Here is a 16,496-nt window from a genome sequence, read left to right on the forward strand (position 1 = left end):
GGGCCGACGGGATGACGGGCAATGGCGGGAAGGCCGCACTGGCGCTGCTCGTCGGGGCGGCGCTCGCCGGGGCCGCTCCGCCGGCCGAGCGTGAATGGGGGGCGCTTCTCGCCAGTGACGCCAAGGCGCTCCACGACGACATCGCCGCCAACCACCCCGGCCCGGTCAACAGCCTCGACCCCGGCTTCGCCGCCAATAACGACCGCCAGCTTGCCATCGCGCTCGAGCGGGCCAGGACCGCGCGCTCCTACGCCGATTATTATTTCCCGCTGCGCATCTACGTCTCGTCCTTCGACGATGGGCACATGGGCTTCGGCGCGGTCGGCGACACGCCCAACGACCTTCGCTGGCCGGGCTTCGCCACCCGCTACGACGGGCGCGGCAGGATCGTGGTCGGGACCGACGAGCCCGGGCAGGCGGTGCCCAAGGGCGCCGAACTGCTGGGCTGCGATCGCCTGAGCGCGGCGGCCTATGCCGAGGCGACGCTGGGCAGGATGTGGGGGCGCTGGCAGCTCGAGGCACAGCAGCAGCGCTTGGGCTACCTGCTCTTCATCGACGAAGGCAGCAACCTCGTTCCGATCGCCAAACAGTGCCGTTTCGCCGTCGCCGGCAAGGCGCGCACCGTCGACCTCGACTGGCGTCCGCTACCGGTCGAGCGGATGGCCGGGCTGACCGAATTGCTTCGCGGGGCGGGCCGGCGCGACTTCGGCGCGCGCACGGGAGTCGGCGGCCTCCGCTGGCTCGCCATCCCGTCGTTCAGCGGATCGCCCGGCTCGGCCGCCGCCAAGGCGCTGCCGCCGCTCATCGAGACGCTCAAGAGCGAGCGGACGGCATGGCTCGCGGCGCCCGCCATCGTGCTGGACGTGCGCGGCAACGGCGGCGGCTCGTCCGACTGGTCGCGGCAGATCGCCGAGGCGATCTGGGGCAAGGACGCCCTCGCCGCCCTCCCGCAGGACGAGGACGTCACCACCGACTGGCGCGCCTCGCCCGCCAATCTCGCCGAAATCGCCGCTGCCTATGCCGAGCGCCGTGGCACCGACGGCTTTTCGCTCGAGGCCGACGGCTGGTTCCGCTCGGTAATCGCCGGGCTCGGCACCGCGATCGGCCGCAAGCAGCCGCTGTGGCGCTTCGCTGACATCGACGCCGCGCCCGCCGCCGCGCCGCCACCGACGCCGGTCCCGCCCCGGCCCGCGCCCTTGCCGCGCCCGGTCTATGTCCTGACCGATTCCACGTGCGCCTCGGCCTGCCTCGACGCGGTCGACCTGTGGACCGCGCTCGGCGCCCTCCAGCTCGGCCGGCCGACCAGCGCCGACACGCTCTACATGGAGATCCGCGACCGCACGCTACCCTCGGGCCTGACAAGCATCAGTGTGCCGATGAAGGTCTATCGCGGCCGGACGCGCGGGGCCAACCAGCCGGCCATCCCCAAGGTCCGCTTCGCCGGCGACATCGCCGACACGCCCGCCCTCGAGCGCTGGGTGGCCGGCCTTGCCGCGAACCGCCGCTAGGCCGCTCGCCGCGGCGCTGGCGCTGCTGCTCGCCGCCTGCGCGCCCGCCGCGCCAACGGTCATCGACGGATCCTCGGCCGAACGATTCGCCGAGACGACCGAGCAAGCCCGCCGCGACCTGTCGGTGAGCGACCGGCTCGACTTCGATCGCGCGATCGCGACGGTGCCGACCCGCCGATTTTCTGCCCCCGACGCCGACCGATTGCGCCGCACGACCTTCGACGGCATGACCGCCGCGCAGGTGGTCGAGGATTACCGCCGCCGGGGGAATCGATGAAGCTCGTCATTGCCAACAAGAATTATTCCAGCTGGTCGCTGCGCCCGTGGGTGCTGATGACCGCGCTCGGGATCCCGTTCGAGGAAGAGCAGGTCCCCTTCGCCGGCCTCGACAATTACGACGAATTTCGCCGCTTCAGTCCCAGCGGGCAGGTCCCGGTGCTGATCGACGGTGCGCGCACGATCTGGGACAGCCTCGCCATCACGCTTTATCTTGGCGAGCGTTTCCCGGCCGTATGGCCGAGCGACGCCGATGCCCGCGCCTGGGCGATGTGTGCCGCGGCCGAGATGCACGGCGGCTTTTCCGCGCTGCGGTCCGACTGCTGCATGAACGTCGGGGTTCGGGTCAGCCCGCGCCCGCCCCGCCCGGCCCTGCAGCGTGACGTCGCCCGCATCGCCGAGCTGTTCGAGGAGGGCCTGACCCGCTTCGGCGGCCCCTTCCTCGCCGGTGCCGACTTCACCGCCGCCGACGCCTTCTTCGCGCCCGTGGTCTTCCGGATCCGCACCTATGGCCTCGCCATGGGCCCGCTCGGGAGCGCCTGGGTCGAGCGGATGCTTGCCCTTCCCGCGATGCGCGCCTGGGAGGAAGCCGCGCTTGCCGAAACCTATCGCGAAGAGGGTCACGAGGACGAACTTGCCGCCGCCGGCCTCATCACCGCGGACTTTCGCACCACCACCCAGACCTGTTGAGGACCGACCTATGAAAGCCCTTCTCTCCAACGCCCCCGGTGGTCCCGACACGCTCGAACTCGCCGACCTTCCCGATCCCTCTCCGGGCAAGGGCGAGCTGCTGGTCCGCGTCCGTGCGGCGGCGATCAACTATCCCGACGTCCTCATCATCGAGGACAAGTATCAGATGCGCCCGCCGCGCCCCTTCGCCCCCGGCGGCGAGATTGCGGGCGAGGTGATCGGGATCGGCGACGGCGTCGAGGGCTGGGCCATCGGCGACCGGCTGATCGCGGTCCCGGGTTTCGGCGGCCTCGTCGAACAGATCGTCATCCCCGCCAGCTCGGCCTTCCGACTGCCGGCCAGCCGCAGCTTTACCGAGGGCGCGGCGCTGCTGCTCACCTACGCGACCTCGATCCACGCGCTGTGGGACCGGGGGCAACTGAAGGCGGGCGAGACCCTGCTCGTGCTCGGCGCGGCCGGCGGCGTGGGCCTCGCGGCGATCGAGCTCGGCAAGGCCCGCGGCGCACGCGTCGTCGCCGCCGTCTCGAGCGAGGACAAGGCCGCCGCCGCGCGCGAGGCCGGGGCCGACGAGACCCTCGTCTATCCGCGCGGACCCTTCGACAAGGACGGCAGCAAGGCGCTCGCCGAGCAGTTCAAGGCCGCGGTCGGTCCCAATGGCGCCGACGTCATCTACGATCCGGTCGGCGGCGACTATTGCGAGCCCGCGCTGCGCGCGATCGCCTGGGAAGGTCGCTACCTCGTGGTCGGTTTCCCGGCCGGCATTCCGCGGCTTCCGCTCAACCTCACCCTGCTCAAGAGCTGCGACGTGCGCGGGGTTTTCTGGGGTGCCTTCGCGGCGCGGGATCCCCGCGCCAACCAGGCCCATGTCGAGGAATTGTTCGCGCTGTGGGACGCGGGCAAGATCGCGCCGAAGGTCAGCGCCACCTACCCGCTCGAGCGGGCCGGCGAGGCGATCGCGTCGCTTGCTGCGCGCCAGGTGATCGGGAAGGTGGTGGTCGAGGTCTGAGGGCCTAGCGACCCATCGGCTGGCCCTTGGCCGCCGCGGCTGCGTTCGCCCGAAGCGTCGTGATTGCGTCGATCACGCCCTGCCGCCCCTCGGCGATCCCGTCATCATATTCCTTCTGCGCCGCCGCCTTCTCGGCATCGGGGACCTTTTCGAGGATGCTCGCGAAGGCCGCGTCGAGGCCGGCCTTCTCCGCCCCGCACTGGCCGATCAGCGCGTCCGCCGCGGCTTCGGGACTGAGCTCCGCCGGCGCGGTCGCAAGCTTGCCGCGGATGCAGCCGCTGAAGGCCCTCGCGGCGTTCGCGATCGGCTCGGCCGGCGCGGACTGGGCGAGGGAGGCGGCAAGGAACAGGATCAGCACGGGACTTTCCTCCGACGCGGGGGTGGTCCCGTGTGTGGACCCCCTCCCCACCCCGTGCAAGCGCCCGCATTGCGCCAGCCACCGCGCCCGCCTATCTCGGCCCCATCAATATTGCGGGAGCAGCATGTGACCACCTTCGACGATCGTGAACGCGCCTACGAAAGCAAGTTCGCGCATGACGAGGAGATGAAGTTCCGGGTCATCGCCCGGCGCAACAAGCTGCTCGGTCACTGGGCCGCCGGCCTGATGAAGCTCTCGCCGGTCGAGGCCGAGGCCTATGCCAAGGAAGTCGTCCGCGCCGAATTCGAGGAAGCCGGCGACGAGGACGTGATCCGCAAGCTGCTGGGCGACCTCACCGCCGCCAATGTCGAGATCGACGAGGCCGCGATCCGCCAGGCGCTCGAGGACAAGCAGGTCGAGGCCCGCCGCCAGCTGATGGAAGCGCAGGGCTGATTCCATGCCAATGGCCGCCACCGAGATCGAAGCGCTGATCCGCGCCGCGCTGCCCGACGCGCAGGTCGAGATCCGCGACCTCGCCGGCGACGGCGATCATTATGCGGCGACCGTGGTGAGCGCGGCCTTTGCCGGCATGCCGCGCGTTCGTCAGCACCAACTGGTTTACCGGGCGCTCGGCGGGCGCATGGGGGGCGAACTGCACGCCCTCCAGCTGACCACCGCGACCCCGCAGGAGTAGAAGAAATGAGCGACGTGAACGAGCGCATCGACGCTTTGGTCAAGGGCAACGACGTAGTGCTCTTCATGAAGGGCACCGCGCTCTTCCCGCAATGCGGTTTCTCGAGCCGGGCGATCGCCATCCTCGAGCATTTCGGCGTCCCCTACGAGACCGTCGACGTGCTCCAGGACCAGGAAATCCGCCAGGGCATCAAGGAATATAGCGACTGGCCGACCATCCCCCAGCTCTACGTCAAGGGCGAGTTCGTCGGCGGATCGGACATCATGATGGAGATGTTCGAGAGCGGCGAACTCAAGAGCCTGGTCGGCGCGCCCGCCTGATTGCGGCCACAGAAACGCGCTAGCCAGAAACAAGAAGGGGCGGCGAGACGGGACCAGAAACCGTCTTGCCGCCCCTCTGTTTGGCGTGGAACCAAAGTGGACGCCATACAAGAAGCAGATGGCGTGCCAGTTTCTGTACAGCTTCGGTTTTCTGCGGTTTTTTGAAAAGAGGCTCTTCGTGACGCTCGGCAGGATGTCAACAATTCCGACAGGTTCGGCCCGGGCCGTCGCCGCGACCGGCACTTTGTCCGCGCTTGCGCATTGGGTGCGCGCATGAATGCCGTGCCCCCGCCCCTGACGCCCGAGCGGCCGCTGCTGCTCGCCGACCTGACGCAGAGCTGGTCGGCGGTGGGTGGCGGCGTCGGCACCTATCTGCGCGCCAAGCGCGCGCACATCCTCGCCAACACGCCCCATACCCACCTGATGATCCTCCCCGGACCGCACGACGCGATCGAGGAGAGCGCCGGCGGCCGCGCGATCACCGTCTGGCTGAAGAGCCCGAGCGTGCCCTTCAGCCCCAATTACCGGCTGCTGCTCCGCAATGGCGCGGTCCGCCGTGCGCTCGCCAGCTTCCGTCCCGACCTGATCGAGTGCCAGGACGCATACAACCTGCCGTGGGCGGCGATCCGCCACCGCAAGGACTTCCCCGAGACCGCGCTCGTCGCCGCCTACATGACCGACTTTCCGACGGTCTATGTGGCCCGTCCCTTCGCCAAGGTGATGCCCAAGGCGATGGCCGATGCCGCCGGCCGGCTTTGCTACGATTATTGCGGGCGCCTCTATCGCCAGTTCGACCAGGTCTATGCCCTGTCGGAAAATGGCGGCGGCAAGCTGCTTCGCTCGCTCGGTGTCGAGGATGTCCGCCTGCTCCCGCTCGGCGTCGACCTCAGCGATTTCGGTCCCGAGCGCCGCGATCCCGAATTGCGCCGTTCGCTCGGCCTTACCGACGACCAGCCGCTGCTGATCTACGTCGGTCGTCTCGACATCGAGAAGCGTCCCGACATCGTGGTCGAGTCCTTCCGCGCGCTCCCCGATGCCCTCGGCGCGAAGATCGCCATCCTCGGCCAGGGCCCGCAGAAGGAACAGTTCGAAGCGCTCGGCGACCCGCGAATCATCACCCCTGGTTTCGTGACCGACCGCGACGAGCTCGCCCGCTGGCTGGCGAGCGCCGACCTCTATGTCTCGGCCATGCCCAACGAGACGTTCGGCGTGTCGGTGATCGAGGCGCAGGCGTCGGGCCTCCCCGTGGTCGGGGTCGACGGCGGCGCCATGCCCGAACGCGTCCTTCCCGGCATGGGCCTTCTCGGTCCCGTCGGCGACAGCGCGGCCATGACCGCCAACATCCTCGAGGTTCTCGGGCAGGACCATCGCGCGATGGGCGAGAAAGGCCGCGCCCATGTCGCCGGCGAATATAGCTGGGGGCACAGCATGGAGCAGCTGTTCGGCACCATCGTCCCCGCCGCCCTCGCCAAGCGCCGCGCAGCGCTCGGCCGTTCCTCCGTCGTCCCCACCGGTTCGCTGGTCGAAGCCTGAACGCCCGTTCATCCGCGGTTTAACCGGGCGGCGGCAGTCCTCGTTTCAGGGACGCAACCATCAGGGGAATTGCCGTGCTCAATCTGCTCATGCTCGCCGCCGCCGTGCAGGCCGCGCCGCCGGCACCGCCGGCCGCGACCGGCCAGAAAGTCGTCAGCGAAGTCGTGGTCATCCGCAAGGATGACAAGGACGCGCCCAAGGAGAAGATGCGGGTCGAGGAGCGCAAGGTCGTCATCATCCAGGGCGGCAAGGATGGCGCCGACGCAGCCACCCATGCCGAGCACATGGCGCACATGCACGGCGACCACGCGATGATCGTCGCCAAATGCAACGATGGGACCCAGGTCTCGTCCGACGCCACCGGCGAGAAGGACGGCAAGAAGACCGAGACCCGGATCATGGTCTGCGCCAAGGGCGAGAACCGCCTCGCCGCGCTGGAGCAGGCGCAGAAGAGAATCTCGGAAAACAAGGACATTCCCGACAATGTCCGTTCCAACGTCCTCGCGCAGCTCAGCGCCGAGATCGCGAGGCTCAAGGCCGACAAGAAATAACAGGGAGGGGCAGAGGAGTTGCCGTCAGGGCACTCCTCTGCTTTTCCTCGGCCGGTGACCCACGAGCCCGGCCGCCTCTACCCCCTCGCCGACGATCTCGCCCGGCTGCTCGCGCCCAACCCCTCGCCCTACACCGGGGAGGGGACGTGGGTGCACCTGATCGGAACCGACCGGCTCGCTGTCCTCGATCCCGGCCCCGCCGACCCCGACCATATTGCGGCGATCCTTGCCGCCATCGCCGGCCGACCGGTCGACGCCATCCTCGTCACCCACACCCACCGCGACCACAGTCCTGGCGCCGCTCCCTTGCGCGCGGCGACCGGCGCGCCCCTCTGGGGCTGCGCGCCGCTGGTCATTCCCGGCAGCCAGGAAGCGGGCTTCGACGCCGATTACGCCCCCGACCGGGTGCTGACCGATGGTGAGCGGGTCGCGCTTGGCGGAACGACTATCGAGGCGGTCCACACCCCCGGCCACACCTCCAACCACCTTTGCTTCGCGGCCGGCGAGCGCCTGTTTAGCGGCGACCATGTGATGGGCTGGTCGACTACCGTCGTGATCCCGCCCGACGGCCACATGGGCGACTATATGAAGAGCCTCGCCAAGCTCCAGGCGCGCCCCGAGACCATCTACCACCCGGCGCATGGCGAGCCGGTCGCGGACCCCCAGCGGCTTCTGCGCGGGCTTCTCACCCACCGGGTCCAGCGCGAGCGCCAGCTCCTCCGCCTGGTGGAGGAGCAAGCCGGTGACGTCGCTGCGCTGACCGCGCGCGCCTATCCCGCGCTCGACCCCCGGCTGGTCCGCGCCGCCGAAGCAACTGCGCTCGCCCATCTCATCACGCTCGAGGAGCGCGGGGCCTTGTCCCGCGTTGGCGATACGTGGAAGGTCTAAAACGCTACTGGCCCCTGCTGCTCCTCGCCGCGCTGCTGCTCGGCGGGATTGGTTGGTGGGTCAACCGCCAAGCCGAAAAGGCGCAGGTCGAGGAGGAGCTCGCGCAGGCGCAGGGCATCGTCCGGGTGCTGTCGGCGACCTTTGCCAACAAGGCCGCGCTCAAGGTCGGTGAGGTCAATGGCACGCTCGACGTGACCAGCGTCGACCCCGGCGCCATTCCCGCACTCCGCTCGGCGCAGAAGGCGACCATCCCTTACAGCGTCGGCTACACGCTTGATCTCTCGGCCCTCGGCGCCGACGACTATCGCTGGGACCCGGCCAGCCGCACCCTGGTCATCCGCGTGCCTCTGGTCACCGCCGAGCCGCCCAACATCGATGAGGCGAAACGCTCCGTGCACGGCACCAGCGGGATCTTCGTCACCCGCGGCGCCTCGACCAACCTCGCCCGCCGTGCCTCGCAGCTCGCCACCGCCGAAGCAGGCCGGATCGCCGCCGAGCCCAAGAATCTCGCCAAGGCCCAGGCCAATGCCGAGACGGTCGTCGCCGACCTCGCCAAGGCCCCGCTCGACGCCGCCGGACTTGGCCCCGTCACCGTTCGCGTCGTCACCCCCGCCTCGGGCGTTCGCGACGGTGAGCGCTGGGACGTCAGCCGTTCGATCGAACAGGTGCTCGCCGAGCGTCGCCAGGCCCGCTGACAATTTGGTGGATTTGCGCTAAGGACTCGCGCGCGGCCGCAGGGGAGCGGCGTCAGGGGATTTTGCATGGCAAGCAATGCGTATTCCGCCGCACCCGCGCGCGGGTTCATGGCCGATCAGGCGTTCTTCACCCGTTTCGCGGTGGCGCTGACGGCCTTCATCCTGTTCGGCTTCATCCAGTTCGAGCTGCGCGGCTTCGTCAACATCATGACCGTGCCCTGGTTCCTGCACGTCCACGGGGCGCTGATGGTGACCTGGCTCGCCATGTACGTCCTCCAGTCGAGCCTCATTTCGGCCGGGCAGGTCGCGGTTCACCGCAAGACCGGCTGGCTCGCTTTGCTTCTTGCGGTCGGGGTAGTCGGCTTCGGCAGCTTCACCGGCATTAGCGCGATCCGCGTCGGCATGGTGCCGCCCTTCTTCACCAATCCCTTCTTCCTCGCCCTGAACCAGGTCGGCATGATCGCCTTTGCCGGCGTGGTCGCCCTCGCGATCGTCAAGCGCCGGCAGGTCGAATGGCACCGCCGCCTGATGGTCGGCACCGGCATCATCGTGATGGAGCCCGCGCTCGGCCGTCTGCTGCCGATGCCGCTGATGGGCCAGACCGCCGGCGAGCTTACGGCTGCGCTCATCCAGCTGCTCATGGTCGGGATCCTCGCCCGCCACGATCGCAAGGTCCTTGGCCGGGTCCACCCAGCCACGCTGACCCTCGCGCTCGTGCTGGTGGTCAGCCACCTCGCCATCGAGCTTCTCGCGCGGACCCCGGCCTTCCAGGCGCTCGCCGCAAGCATTGCGGCGGGCTGAGGCCCCGCCTATCTCGGGGGCATGTCCGCACCCCATGCAAGCCTCAAGGGCGTCGACCTGCTCGGCGAGATCCAGCGCCTCAAGAAGGAGCGGAACGCCGTCATCCTCGCCCATTACTACCAGAAGCCCGAGCTTCAGGACCTGGCGGACTTCGTCGGCGACAGTCTCGACCTCAGCCGCAAGGCGGCGGCGACCGACGCCGACGTCATCGCCTTCTGCGGTGTCCGCTTCATGGCCGAGACCGCCAAGATCCTGTCACCGCAGAAGACCGTCATCCTGCCCGACATGGACGCCGGCTGCAGCCTCGAGGACAGCTGCCCGCCCGATCAGTTCGCGGCCTTCCGCGCGGCCCACCCGGACCATATCGCGCTGACCTACATCAACTGCTCGGCCGCCGTGAAGGCGCAGAGCGACATCATCGTCACCTCGTCCAGCGCGGACATCATCCTCAGCCAGATCCCCAGGGAGCAGAAGATCATCTTCGGCCCCGACCGCCACCTCGGCGGCTATCTGGCGCGCAAGACCGGGCGGGAGATGCTGCTGTGGCCGGGCATCTGCATCGTCCATCAGGCGTTCAGCGAGACCGAACTCCTCAAACTAAAGGCGCAATATCCCGGCGCTCCGGTCGCCGCGCACCCCGAGTGCCCGCCGCACATCATCGACCATGCCGACCATGTCGGTTCGACCCGCTCGATCCTCGATTTCGCCACCGCCAGCCCGGCCGAGGTCATTCTCGTCGCGACCGAGCCGCACATCATCCATCAGATGGAGAAAGCCGCACCCGACAAGACCTTCATCGGGGTCCCCGGGGGCGACGGCAACTGCAACTGCAACATGTGCCCGTACATGGCGCTGAACACGCTCGAGAAGCTGTACGTCGCCCTGCGCGACCTCGAACCCCGGATCGAGCTCGACGCCGACCTCATGGACCGCGCCCGCGTGCCGCTCGAGCGGATGCTCGAGATGGCCGGCCGCACCGTTGGCCAAGGCGATGTCGGCAAGCCGGTGATCGCCACCCCGTCGGGCGACTGACGCCTCACGCAGGGAAATTCATTCGCGCCACCAGCGCGGCGAAGCGGGCACTTCCGCGAAGGGGATCGAGGAACGGGTCGACCTTGAGCGCCAGGAGATCGGAATCGCGCACCTCGAAGGCGCGTTCGAGCGACTCCATCGCGCCGTCGACCTCGCCCAATTGGGCCTCGATCCGCGCTCTGACGGAATGAAGATTGGTACTCGCCGCGCTGAAGAAGCCGCGGACCTTCCCGGCACTGCGCTCCAGCTGCGCGAGACGCGCGAGGGCATCGTCGCGCCGACCGGCCCGCGCCGCGATCAATGCCTGCCCCTCGACATTGTCGCCATAGGCCGCCGCCGCCTCTTCGGTCCTGCCGAGCATCAGCAGCGAGCGCCCGACAACTTCCGGAAAGCGGAACAGTTCGGGCGACCGGGCCTGCAGGCGCCGCGAATAGCTCACCGCCTCGGCGAACCGCCGGGCATTGGCCAGCGCCACCACATGCGCATAGTGCGACGCCCAGTTGAGCGGATCGAGAGCCTTGGCCTCGTCGACATAGCGCAACGCCTCGGCATGATTGGCATTGGCGGTCAGGGCGAAGCCGAAGTTGCGGATGACGTCGGGATCGCCGCTCGCCAGCGACACCGCGATGCGATGCTCGCGCAGGCTTTCCGCGACCTGGAGGGTGAGCGAATAAGCGAAGGCCAGCGCCGAGCGGGCGATCGGCAGCTTCGGCGCCAGCGCGAGCGCTTTCCGGGCATGGCCCTCCGCTTCCGCCCGTCCCTGCATCAGCGCCGCGGGCGACGGCGCGGACTGGCTGGCGAGGTTGTTGGCGACGAACGACTTGATCGCATAGGCCCGCGCATAATCGGGATCGAGCGCGATCGCCTGGTCGAGCAGGGCGATACATTGCCGAAGCGCCGGCACGGTCAGTTCGTAGCTGAGGTTGCGGGCCTGGAAGACCAGAGTCTGCGCGGCAATGTTGCCGGTCTCGCCCACCGCGATCGCACTTCGCACGCTTGCGCTTAGCGCGACCGACAGCGCCCGTGCGACATTCCTCGCGATGTCGCTCTGGACGCTGATCACGTCGCCCGGCTCACGATCGTAATTCTGGGACCATTTGGTCAGCCCGGTCTCGCCGTCGATGAGCTCGGTCGTGACCCGGATGGTGGACGCTGTCTGGCGGACGTTCCCGGTGAGGATGTTGGCGACCCCGAGCTTCCTCGCCGCGGTCTGCGCGTCGTCCTCGCGCACCGCGTCCGACGAGGTGCTCCCGGCCACCTTCAGCCCTTCGACCTTGGTCAGCGTATTGCGGATCTCGCCCGCGATCCCTTCCGCGAAATAGGCCTGCGCGGGGTCGGCGCTGAGGCTCGCGAAAGGAAGGACGGCAATGCTGTCGGTGCCGTCCGCGGGCCTTCGCCCGAACCAGGCCCAGGCGCCAATTCCTGCCGCCGCCAGAGCCGCGACGCCGCCGCCCAGTACCAGCCGGCGGTCGACCCCCTGCCGCGTCGCCTGGACCGGCGTTGCCGCGGGCGGAGCCCCGACCACCCGGTGCACCGCCGCCAGCACTGCCTGGAAGCGCGGATCGGCGCGCTCGCCCTTCCACCCGCGCAGCGAGGCCGCCTGGCTCTCGCCGAAGCCGAGCGGGATCTGGACAGTGTCGATGGTCACCGGGACATAGACCCGGCGCCGCTGGGCCCGGGTCGCCTCGTCGCGGACGAACTGGCCCTCGGGCCCGACCGAGCGCTTGCTCCAGGCGACGATGACGCAGCGCGCGGTGTCTAGCTCGTGCTCGATCGTCTGCCGCCAGTCATCGCCGGTCGCGATATACTGGTCCCACCAGACCGAATAACCCTCGGCCTGAAGCGCCTCGATCAGCGGCTGGATGCGCCGCCGGTCTTCCGCTTTGTAGGACAGGAACACGTCAGCCATCGGCACGGAAGATTGCCGGAAAAGCACGGCGCGGCAATGGCCGAGGTCAGCGCGAGCCAATGGCCTTCCGTCCTGCCTGCCCCTCCGCCGACAGGAACGGGGAAAGCTCGGCGAAGCTGAGGCTCAGTTCCTCCGCGCAGCCCTGCGCGACGTGCGGCAGGTTTGGGGTGAAGCCGAGGCCGCCTGCCGTCAGTCCGATCCGCCAGCCGAAGGCATAATCGAACACCTCGGCCTCGCAGTCGTCGCCGCCCTTGGGCCAGCGCGCGCGGAGCAAGCGCTTGAGCGCCGGCGAGGGCTGATAGGTGATCGCCCCGTCGCTTTCCTTCGACGGGACCATGCCGCGCGGTGAGACCCAGCGCGCAAGTTCGACCAGCCCGCCGGTGCCGAGATCGAAGGTCAGCGGCTCGATGTCCCAATAAGGATGCGCGCCGCCGCACGACCCGCCGAGATTGTGCGTGACGCTCAGAAAAGGCCCGCGCACCGCCTTCGGCGTATAGCTGTCGTCATAGTCGCCGTCGGTCCCCTGCATCGCCGCCGCGCCGCGCAGGCAGTCGAACCAGTCCTCGGTCTTGAGCTGCTGCGCGACCCGCGCGTTGATCGCGGCCGCCGCAGGCGTAGCGGCCGCCAAGGCAAAAGTGTCGACATTGACCGTCGTGAAGCCCTTGCCCGGCACTAACCGAATCCTCTCATAGGCAAGACGTCCGATGCGGGCCGGCGTGCGCTGCCAGCTGACCTTGCCCAGTCGCGGGCGATGGAAGGCGAGCGAGCCGCAGGGGCGCTCATCGTCGTCGTCGGCAAGCGGCGCTGCCCGGACGAGGGAGATCGGAAGGGACCGGTCCTTGTCGCTCCAGCTGCCCGCGAGCCGGTCGGGGCCCGCCGGCGCGACTCTAAGCTTCGGTCCATCCTTGCCCTCACGCCAGTGCCCGGCCTCGTCCCTGTCGAGCGCGATCAGCGCGGCCCGGCTGCGATAATAATATGCGCCGAGGTCGCCCCAGTCGCGCTGCTCGAAGCACATCTGCACCGGATAGGGCCCGATCGTCCCCTGCCACACGCCCTGCCATGCGGGGGGCGCGGGATCGGCGGCCAGCGCCGCCAGCATGACGATCCCAGCCGCTGCCACCTACGCCTTTCCGTTGCGCTCGCGATGCGGACAGCCCGGCCAGCAGCAGGGCCGACGCTTGCCTTCGGACAGGCTCTCGATCCCCCACGCGATGCGCTTCGCCCGGGTTTCGACCTTCTTCGGACTGGTCACCCAGCAGATCCACTCGTTGCGCGCGAGCGGCGTGATTTCGGCCCAGGTCATGCGAGCCGGCTGCGACGCCTTGAGCGCCTCCGCGAGGTCGTCGGGCAAGTCGTGGACAGTGCCGCCGGCAAGGGTCGTCGTCGCCATGCGCTGGAGGATTGCCGCACTTCGGATCGACCGCAACAGCGAGCACGCAAATCTTCTTTGGACTTTGCCGGCGGCCCGGGCAGACTGCCGGTACCAAGGGGGAGTAAATGCTTATGATCATGATGTTGGCGGCCGCGACCGCTCTTGCCGCCGCGCCTGCGCCGAAAGGCGAGCAGGTGGTGCAGATCGGTGCCGTGCGGAACGTGGTGCCCATCCCGGCCGGATTCTGCCTTCCGAGCGGCGACGACATCGGCATCTTCCAGGCCCTGGCGGCGCCCGACGTCGACAATGTCACGCTGCTTTCGCTGACCGAGTGCCGCAAGACCGCGGCCCGACGCTATCTGCTGGTGAAGACGCCGGTCGCCGCACTCAATGCCGAGGTCAGCCGCGCCGAGCTTCTCAAGGAGCTTGGCGATGCGATGGAGACACCCGAGATGAGCAAGCAGCTCGAAGAAGTGCCCGGCGAAATCTCGAAGGGGAAGACCAGGCAGCTTGGCGAGCCGACCAAGGTCACCGGGGAATTCGGACCTCGGGGACGAGACGATGTCTGCGTCTATATCGGCGGTAGGGCGACGACGGCCACCGCGTCCGATTCACAGACGCAGGCGGTTGCCGGCTGCATGACTGCCGTGAACGGCCGCATGATCAGCCTCTATGCCTTTGCGGATTCGACTGATGCCGAGGCCTACAAGAAGCTGCTCCCGCAGCTGAAGGCCTGGGCCCAGTCGATCCGCTAATACGGACTTCGGAACGTTGAGAGTTCGCCGCGCCCGCGTGACCGGCGCGTTGGCCGGCGTCCTCGCGTCCCTGCCGGCCCTGTTCCTCGCGCTCCTGTCGGCTGGCGCGGGACATGGCGATTACGGATTTGCGCGCGCACTCTTCCCGGTGCCCATGCTCCTCACCCTGATTCAGGGTGACAGCCTCGGCAGGATCTCGCTGGCCGCGTCGCTGCTGCAATTCCCGATTTACGGTCTGGTCCTGGCCGACGCCTTCGCGCGACGGCGCATGCTTTGGGCAGCACTGCTGGTCATCGGTCACGCAGCGGCGGCGATTCCCTGTTTCGCCGGCACCGTCCCGAACTTCAGCTGAGACGCGCTCCGACCAAGCTCAGCCTGCGGGTGGGGCGGGCGGCGGCGGTGGCGGATTGATGGCGACTTCGGCCGCCCAGTTCTCGACCAGGGTGCAGGGATGATTGACCGTACAGATGCCGGCATCGTTCAACAGCGAGATGAGCGCGCCGCGGCGCTCATCGGTGACGCCCGGCCGGAGCACCAGTGCCGTTACCGGTCCGGGCTGCAATTGGGCGACGATCTTCGCGTAGGAAAGGACCTGGGCATCGGTCACCCGCGAGCCGTTCCAGAGTAACGCCGAATCCGGGGCGACGGTAATCTGGTTCAGCACCACCGCCTTGCCCGAGGGTGGCTCGGCGGCGACGGACCAGTTCGTCGAAGACGGAAAGGTGGCGGGCGCCGATGCCAAGCTGAAGCGATCGCGAGCGGGAGCAGTGACATGACGCAGCCTCCTGTTGGTCTCGGCGCATCCTCTCGCTTCGGCGCGGATCAGTCCAGTGCCACCTTCCCCCGCATCGCCTTGACCGCCCCGCGGCCCTTCTTGCTGTCGACCCGTTTCGCCTTGGCGGCGCGGCTGGGTTTGGTCGGGCGGCGGCGGGCGTCCTGGTGATGCGCATCGGAGATCAGGGTCGCGAGGCGGCGGCGCGCTTCCTCGCGATTGGCTTCGCGGGTGCGGTGGGTGCGCGCGGTGATGACGAGCTCACCGCCCTGCGTCAGCCTGGAGCCCGCCAGGATCTTGAGCTTCTCATAGGCGTGCAGCGGCAGGCCGAGCGCGTAGACGTTGCAGCGCAGCTGGCAGGCGGTCGCGACCTTGTTGACGTTCTGCCCGCCCGGCCCGGTGCTCGCGAGGAAGGTTTCGGACAGCGCCTCCTCGGGGACGCGGACGTCCTCAGGCTTCATCGTCCGAGTTCCCAGCCACCTCCGTCGTCCCCGCGGAGGCGGGGACCTCAGGAAGGCCCGGCGCCAACTCGCCCGAGGTTCCGGCCTGCGCCGGGAGGACGCCAGCCGCCAGCTCCGCCCATTCACCCCAATGCGCCGGGAGCGGGGCAGTGACGTCGATAGCGGGCTTCTTGGGCCGCGGCACGACCAGCCGCGCGGCGTGGAGCAGCATCGGGCCGCCCGGCACGCCGTAGACACGGTCGCCGACGATGCCCTTGCCCAGCCCCTCGCGGGCATGGACCCGTATCTGGTGGGTGCGGCCGGTGAGCGGCTTGAACTCGACCAGGGTACGGTCATCGCGCTCCGCGAGCTTGCGCCAGTTTGTCACCGCCCGCTGCCCCTTGGGGTCGCCAACCATCCGCCAGCCGGCTTCGGCGCTGCTCTTCTTGGAAAGCGGCAGGTCGATCGTCCCTTCCTCGCCCTCGATCGTGCCCGCGAGGAGTGCGAGATAGGTCTTCTCGACCGAGCCGGCCTCGAACGCCTGCTGGAAGACCGCGCGCGCGCTCGGGTGGCGGGCGAAAAGCAGGCAGCCCGACGTGTCCTGGTCGAGACGGTGCATCGCCGTCGGCGGCCGCTTGAAGCCTGCCTTGAGCTCGTCCAGGCGCCGCTCGATGCTGTCGCCGCCGCGCTTGGGCGTGTCGACCGGAAGCCCCGCGGGCTTGTCGATCACCAGGGCTTCGCCGTCGATGAACAGCACGAGGTCGGAGAGGATCATCAGCGGCCCCTACCCCAAGCCCGCTCCCGCCGCACCCCTCTTCCCGCCGCCATTCTTCCTGCTCCGCGGCGTTGACAATCGATTCCATTATCGAGCCATCGGTTGAGCGAAGGAACGACAA

General features: G+C 68.9%; 22 protein-coding genes. 15 read left to right on the forward strand and 7 right to left on the reverse strand.

The features are described 5' to 3' along the window. The first annotated feature begins 11 nt into the window (after positions 1-11). The 4 genes from BS69_RS0106655 to BS69_RS0106670 are packed head-to-tail and all read left to right on the forward strand — an operon-like array spanning position 12 to position 3,480. Positions 12-1,508 carry a S41 family peptidase gene (locus BS69_RS0106655; protein ID WP_051676592.1) on the forward strand — a complete coding sequence of 499 codons (1,497 nt, stop codon included), beginning with the start codon at positions 12-14 and terminating at the stop codon, positions 1,506-1,508. Continuing rightward, positions 1,489-1,785 (forward strand): hypothetical protein, encoded by a 297-nt coding sequence (locus BS69_RS0106660; protein ID WP_029941184.1) that lies wholly within the window; start codon positions 1,489-1,491, stop codon positions 1,783-1,785. The genes BS69_RS0106655 and BS69_RS0106660 overlap by 20 nt, the downstream gene beginning before the upstream one ends. Next, complete coding sequence (locus BS69_RS0106665; RefSeq protein ID WP_029941185.1) at positions 1,782-2,474, forward strand: glutathione S-transferase family protein; 693 nt, start codon at positions 1,782-1,784, stop codon at positions 2,472-2,474. The genes BS69_RS0106660 and BS69_RS0106665 overlap by 4 nt, the downstream gene beginning before the upstream one ends. 10 nt (positions 2,475-2,484) lie before the next feature. Further along, positions 2,485-3,480: an NADPH:quinone oxidoreductase family protein gene (locus BS69_RS0106670; RefSeq protein ID WP_029941186.1), complete on the forward strand. Its 996-nt coding sequence runs from the start codon at positions 2,485-2,487 to the stop codon at positions 3,478-3,480. A gap of 4 nt (positions 3,481-3,484) precedes the next feature. Here the strand turns inward: BS69_RS0106670 and BS69_RS0106675 are convergent, their stop codons facing one another. After that, positions 3,485-3,838 (reverse strand): hypothetical protein, encoded by a 354-nt coding sequence (locus BS69_RS0106675; protein WP_029941187.1) that lies wholly within the window; start codon positions 3,836-3,838, stop codon positions 3,485-3,487. Positions 3,839-3,964: 126 nt separating this feature from the next. On the opposite strand from BS69_RS0106675, the gene BS69_RS0106680 reads away from it, so the two are divergent. The 9 genes from BS69_RS0106680 to nadA all read left to right on the forward strand — a co-directional run bounded on the left by BS69_RS0106680 (position 3,965) and on the right by nadA (position 10,352). Beyond that, entirely contained in the window at positions 3,965-4,291 is a 327-nt protein-coding gene (locus BS69_RS0106680; protein WP_029941188.1) for a DUF1476 domain-containing protein, read from the forward strand. Positions 4,292-4,295: 4 nt separating this feature from the next. Further along, the gene (locus BS69_RS0106685) at positions 4,296-4,532 is read left to right on the forward strand and encodes a BolA family protein (RefSeq protein WP_029941189.1); all 237 of its coding nucleotides are present in this window, start codon (positions 4,296-4,298) and stop codon (positions 4,530-4,532) included. A 5-nt stretch (positions 4,533-4,537) separates the two neighbouring features. Next, complete coding sequence (gene grxD / locus BS69_RS0106690) at positions 4,538-4,852, forward strand: Grx4 family monothiol glutaredoxin (protein ID WP_029941190.1); 315 nt, start codon at positions 4,538-4,540, stop codon at positions 4,850-4,852. Positions 4,853-5,125: 273 nt separating this feature from the next. Beyond that, positions 5,126-6,385: a glycosyltransferase gene (locus tag BS69_RS0106700; protein ID WP_037504413.1), complete on the forward strand. Its 1,260-nt coding sequence runs from the start codon at positions 5,126-5,128 to the stop codon at positions 6,383-6,385. Between the two features lie 74 nt (positions 6,386-6,459). Then, complete coding sequence (locus BS69_RS0106705; protein ID WP_029941192.1) at positions 6,460-6,936, forward strand: hypothetical protein; 477 nt, start codon at positions 6,460-6,462, stop codon at positions 6,934-6,936. Positions 6,937-6,990: 54 nt separating this feature from the next. Then, positions 6,991-7,824 (forward strand): MBL fold metallo-hydrolase, encoded by an 834-nt coding sequence (locus BS69_RS0106710; RefSeq protein WP_029941193.1) that lies wholly within the window; start codon positions 6,991-6,993, stop codon positions 7,822-7,824. Beyond that, complete coding sequence (locus tag BS69_RS0106715; protein WP_051676593.1) at positions 7,812-8,519, forward strand: DUF4230 domain-containing protein; 708 nt, start codon at positions 7,812-7,814, stop codon at positions 8,517-8,519. The genes BS69_RS0106710 and BS69_RS0106715 overlap by 13 nt, the downstream gene beginning before the upstream one ends. Positions 8,520-8,585: 66 nt before the next feature. Continuing rightward, positions 8,586-9,320: a hypothetical protein gene (locus BS69_RS0106720; protein WP_051676594.1), complete on the forward strand. Its 735-nt coding sequence runs from the start codon at positions 8,586-8,588 to the stop codon at positions 9,318-9,320. A 21-nt stretch (positions 9,321-9,341) separates the two neighbouring features. Then, positions 9,342-10,352, forward strand: coding sequence for a quinolinate synthase NadA (gene nadA, locus BS69_RS0106725; RefSeq protein WP_029941196.1), 1,011 nt, complete (start codon positions 9,342-9,344; stop codon positions 10,350-10,352). A gap of 4 nt (positions 10,353-10,356) precedes the next feature. Here nadA and BS69_RS13645 read toward each other — a convergent pair whose 3' ends face one another. From BS69_RS13645 to BS69_RS0106740, 3 genes are read right to left on the reverse strand one after another with little or no spacing between them, the layout of a single operon-like run. Next, positions 10,357-12,261 (reverse strand): TIR domain-containing protein, encoded by a 1,905-nt coding sequence (locus BS69_RS13645; RefSeq protein ID WP_029941197.1) that lies wholly within the window; start codon positions 12,259-12,261, stop codon positions 10,357-10,359. Between the two features lie 46 nt (positions 12,262-12,307). Beyond that, complete coding sequence (locus tag BS69_RS0106735; protein ID WP_029941198.1) at positions 12,308-13,381, reverse strand: hypothetical protein; 1,074 nt, start codon at positions 13,379-13,381, stop codon at positions 12,308-12,310. Next, positions 13,382-13,651 carry a YdeI/OmpD-associated family protein gene (locus BS69_RS0106740; RefSeq protein ID WP_029941199.1) on the reverse strand — a complete coding sequence of 90 codons (270 nt, stop codon included), beginning with the start codon at positions 13,649-13,651 and terminating at the stop codon, positions 13,382-13,384. A 119-nt stretch (positions 13,652-13,770) separates the two neighbouring features. Here BS69_RS0106740 and BS69_RS0106745 point away from each other — a divergent pair, with 119 nt between their 5' ends. Further along, positions 13,771-14,388 (forward strand): hypothetical protein, encoded by a 618-nt coding sequence (locus BS69_RS0106745; RefSeq protein ID WP_169738068.1) that lies wholly within the window; start codon positions 13,771-13,773, stop codon positions 14,386-14,388. Positions 14,389-14,425: 37 nt separating this feature from the next. Continuing rightward, positions 14,426-14,740 carry a hypothetical protein gene (locus BS69_RS0106750; RefSeq protein ID WP_156956941.1) on the forward strand — a complete coding sequence of 105 codons (315 nt, stop codon included), beginning with the start codon at positions 14,426-14,428 and terminating at the stop codon, positions 14,738-14,740. A gap of 18 nt (positions 14,741-14,758) precedes the next feature. Here BS69_RS0106750 and BS69_RS0106755 read toward each other — a convergent pair whose 3' ends face one another. The 3 genes from BS69_RS0106755 to BS69_RS0106765 form a co-directional block, all read right to left on the reverse strand. After that, entirely contained in the window at positions 14,759-15,130 is a 372-nt protein-coding gene (locus tag BS69_RS0106755; RefSeq protein ID WP_029941202.1) for a hypothetical protein, read from the reverse strand. Positions 15,131-15,210: 80 nt separating this feature from the next. After that, a complete protein-coding gene (arfB, locus tag BS69_RS0106760) occupies positions 15,211-15,621 on the reverse strand; it encodes an alternative ribosome rescue aminoacyl-tRNA hydrolase ArfB (RefSeq protein WP_029941203.1) in 411 nt (136 codons plus the stop codon). Then, on the reverse strand, positions 15,611-16,375 hold the full coding sequence (locus BS69_RS0106765) for an RluA family pseudouridine synthase (RefSeq protein WP_084184348.1): 765 nt from the start codon (positions 16,373-16,375) through the stop codon (positions 15,611-15,613). The genes arfB and BS69_RS0106765 overlap by 11 nt, the downstream gene beginning before the upstream one ends. Between the last annotated feature and the right edge of the window lie 121 nt (positions 16,376-16,496).

This window comes from Sphingomonas astaxanthinifaciens DSM 22298, from assembly GCF_000711715.1.
GTDB lineage: Bacteria > Pseudomonadota > Alphaproteobacteria > Sphingomonadales > Sphingomonadaceae > Sphingomicrobium > Sphingomicrobium astaxanthinifaciens_A.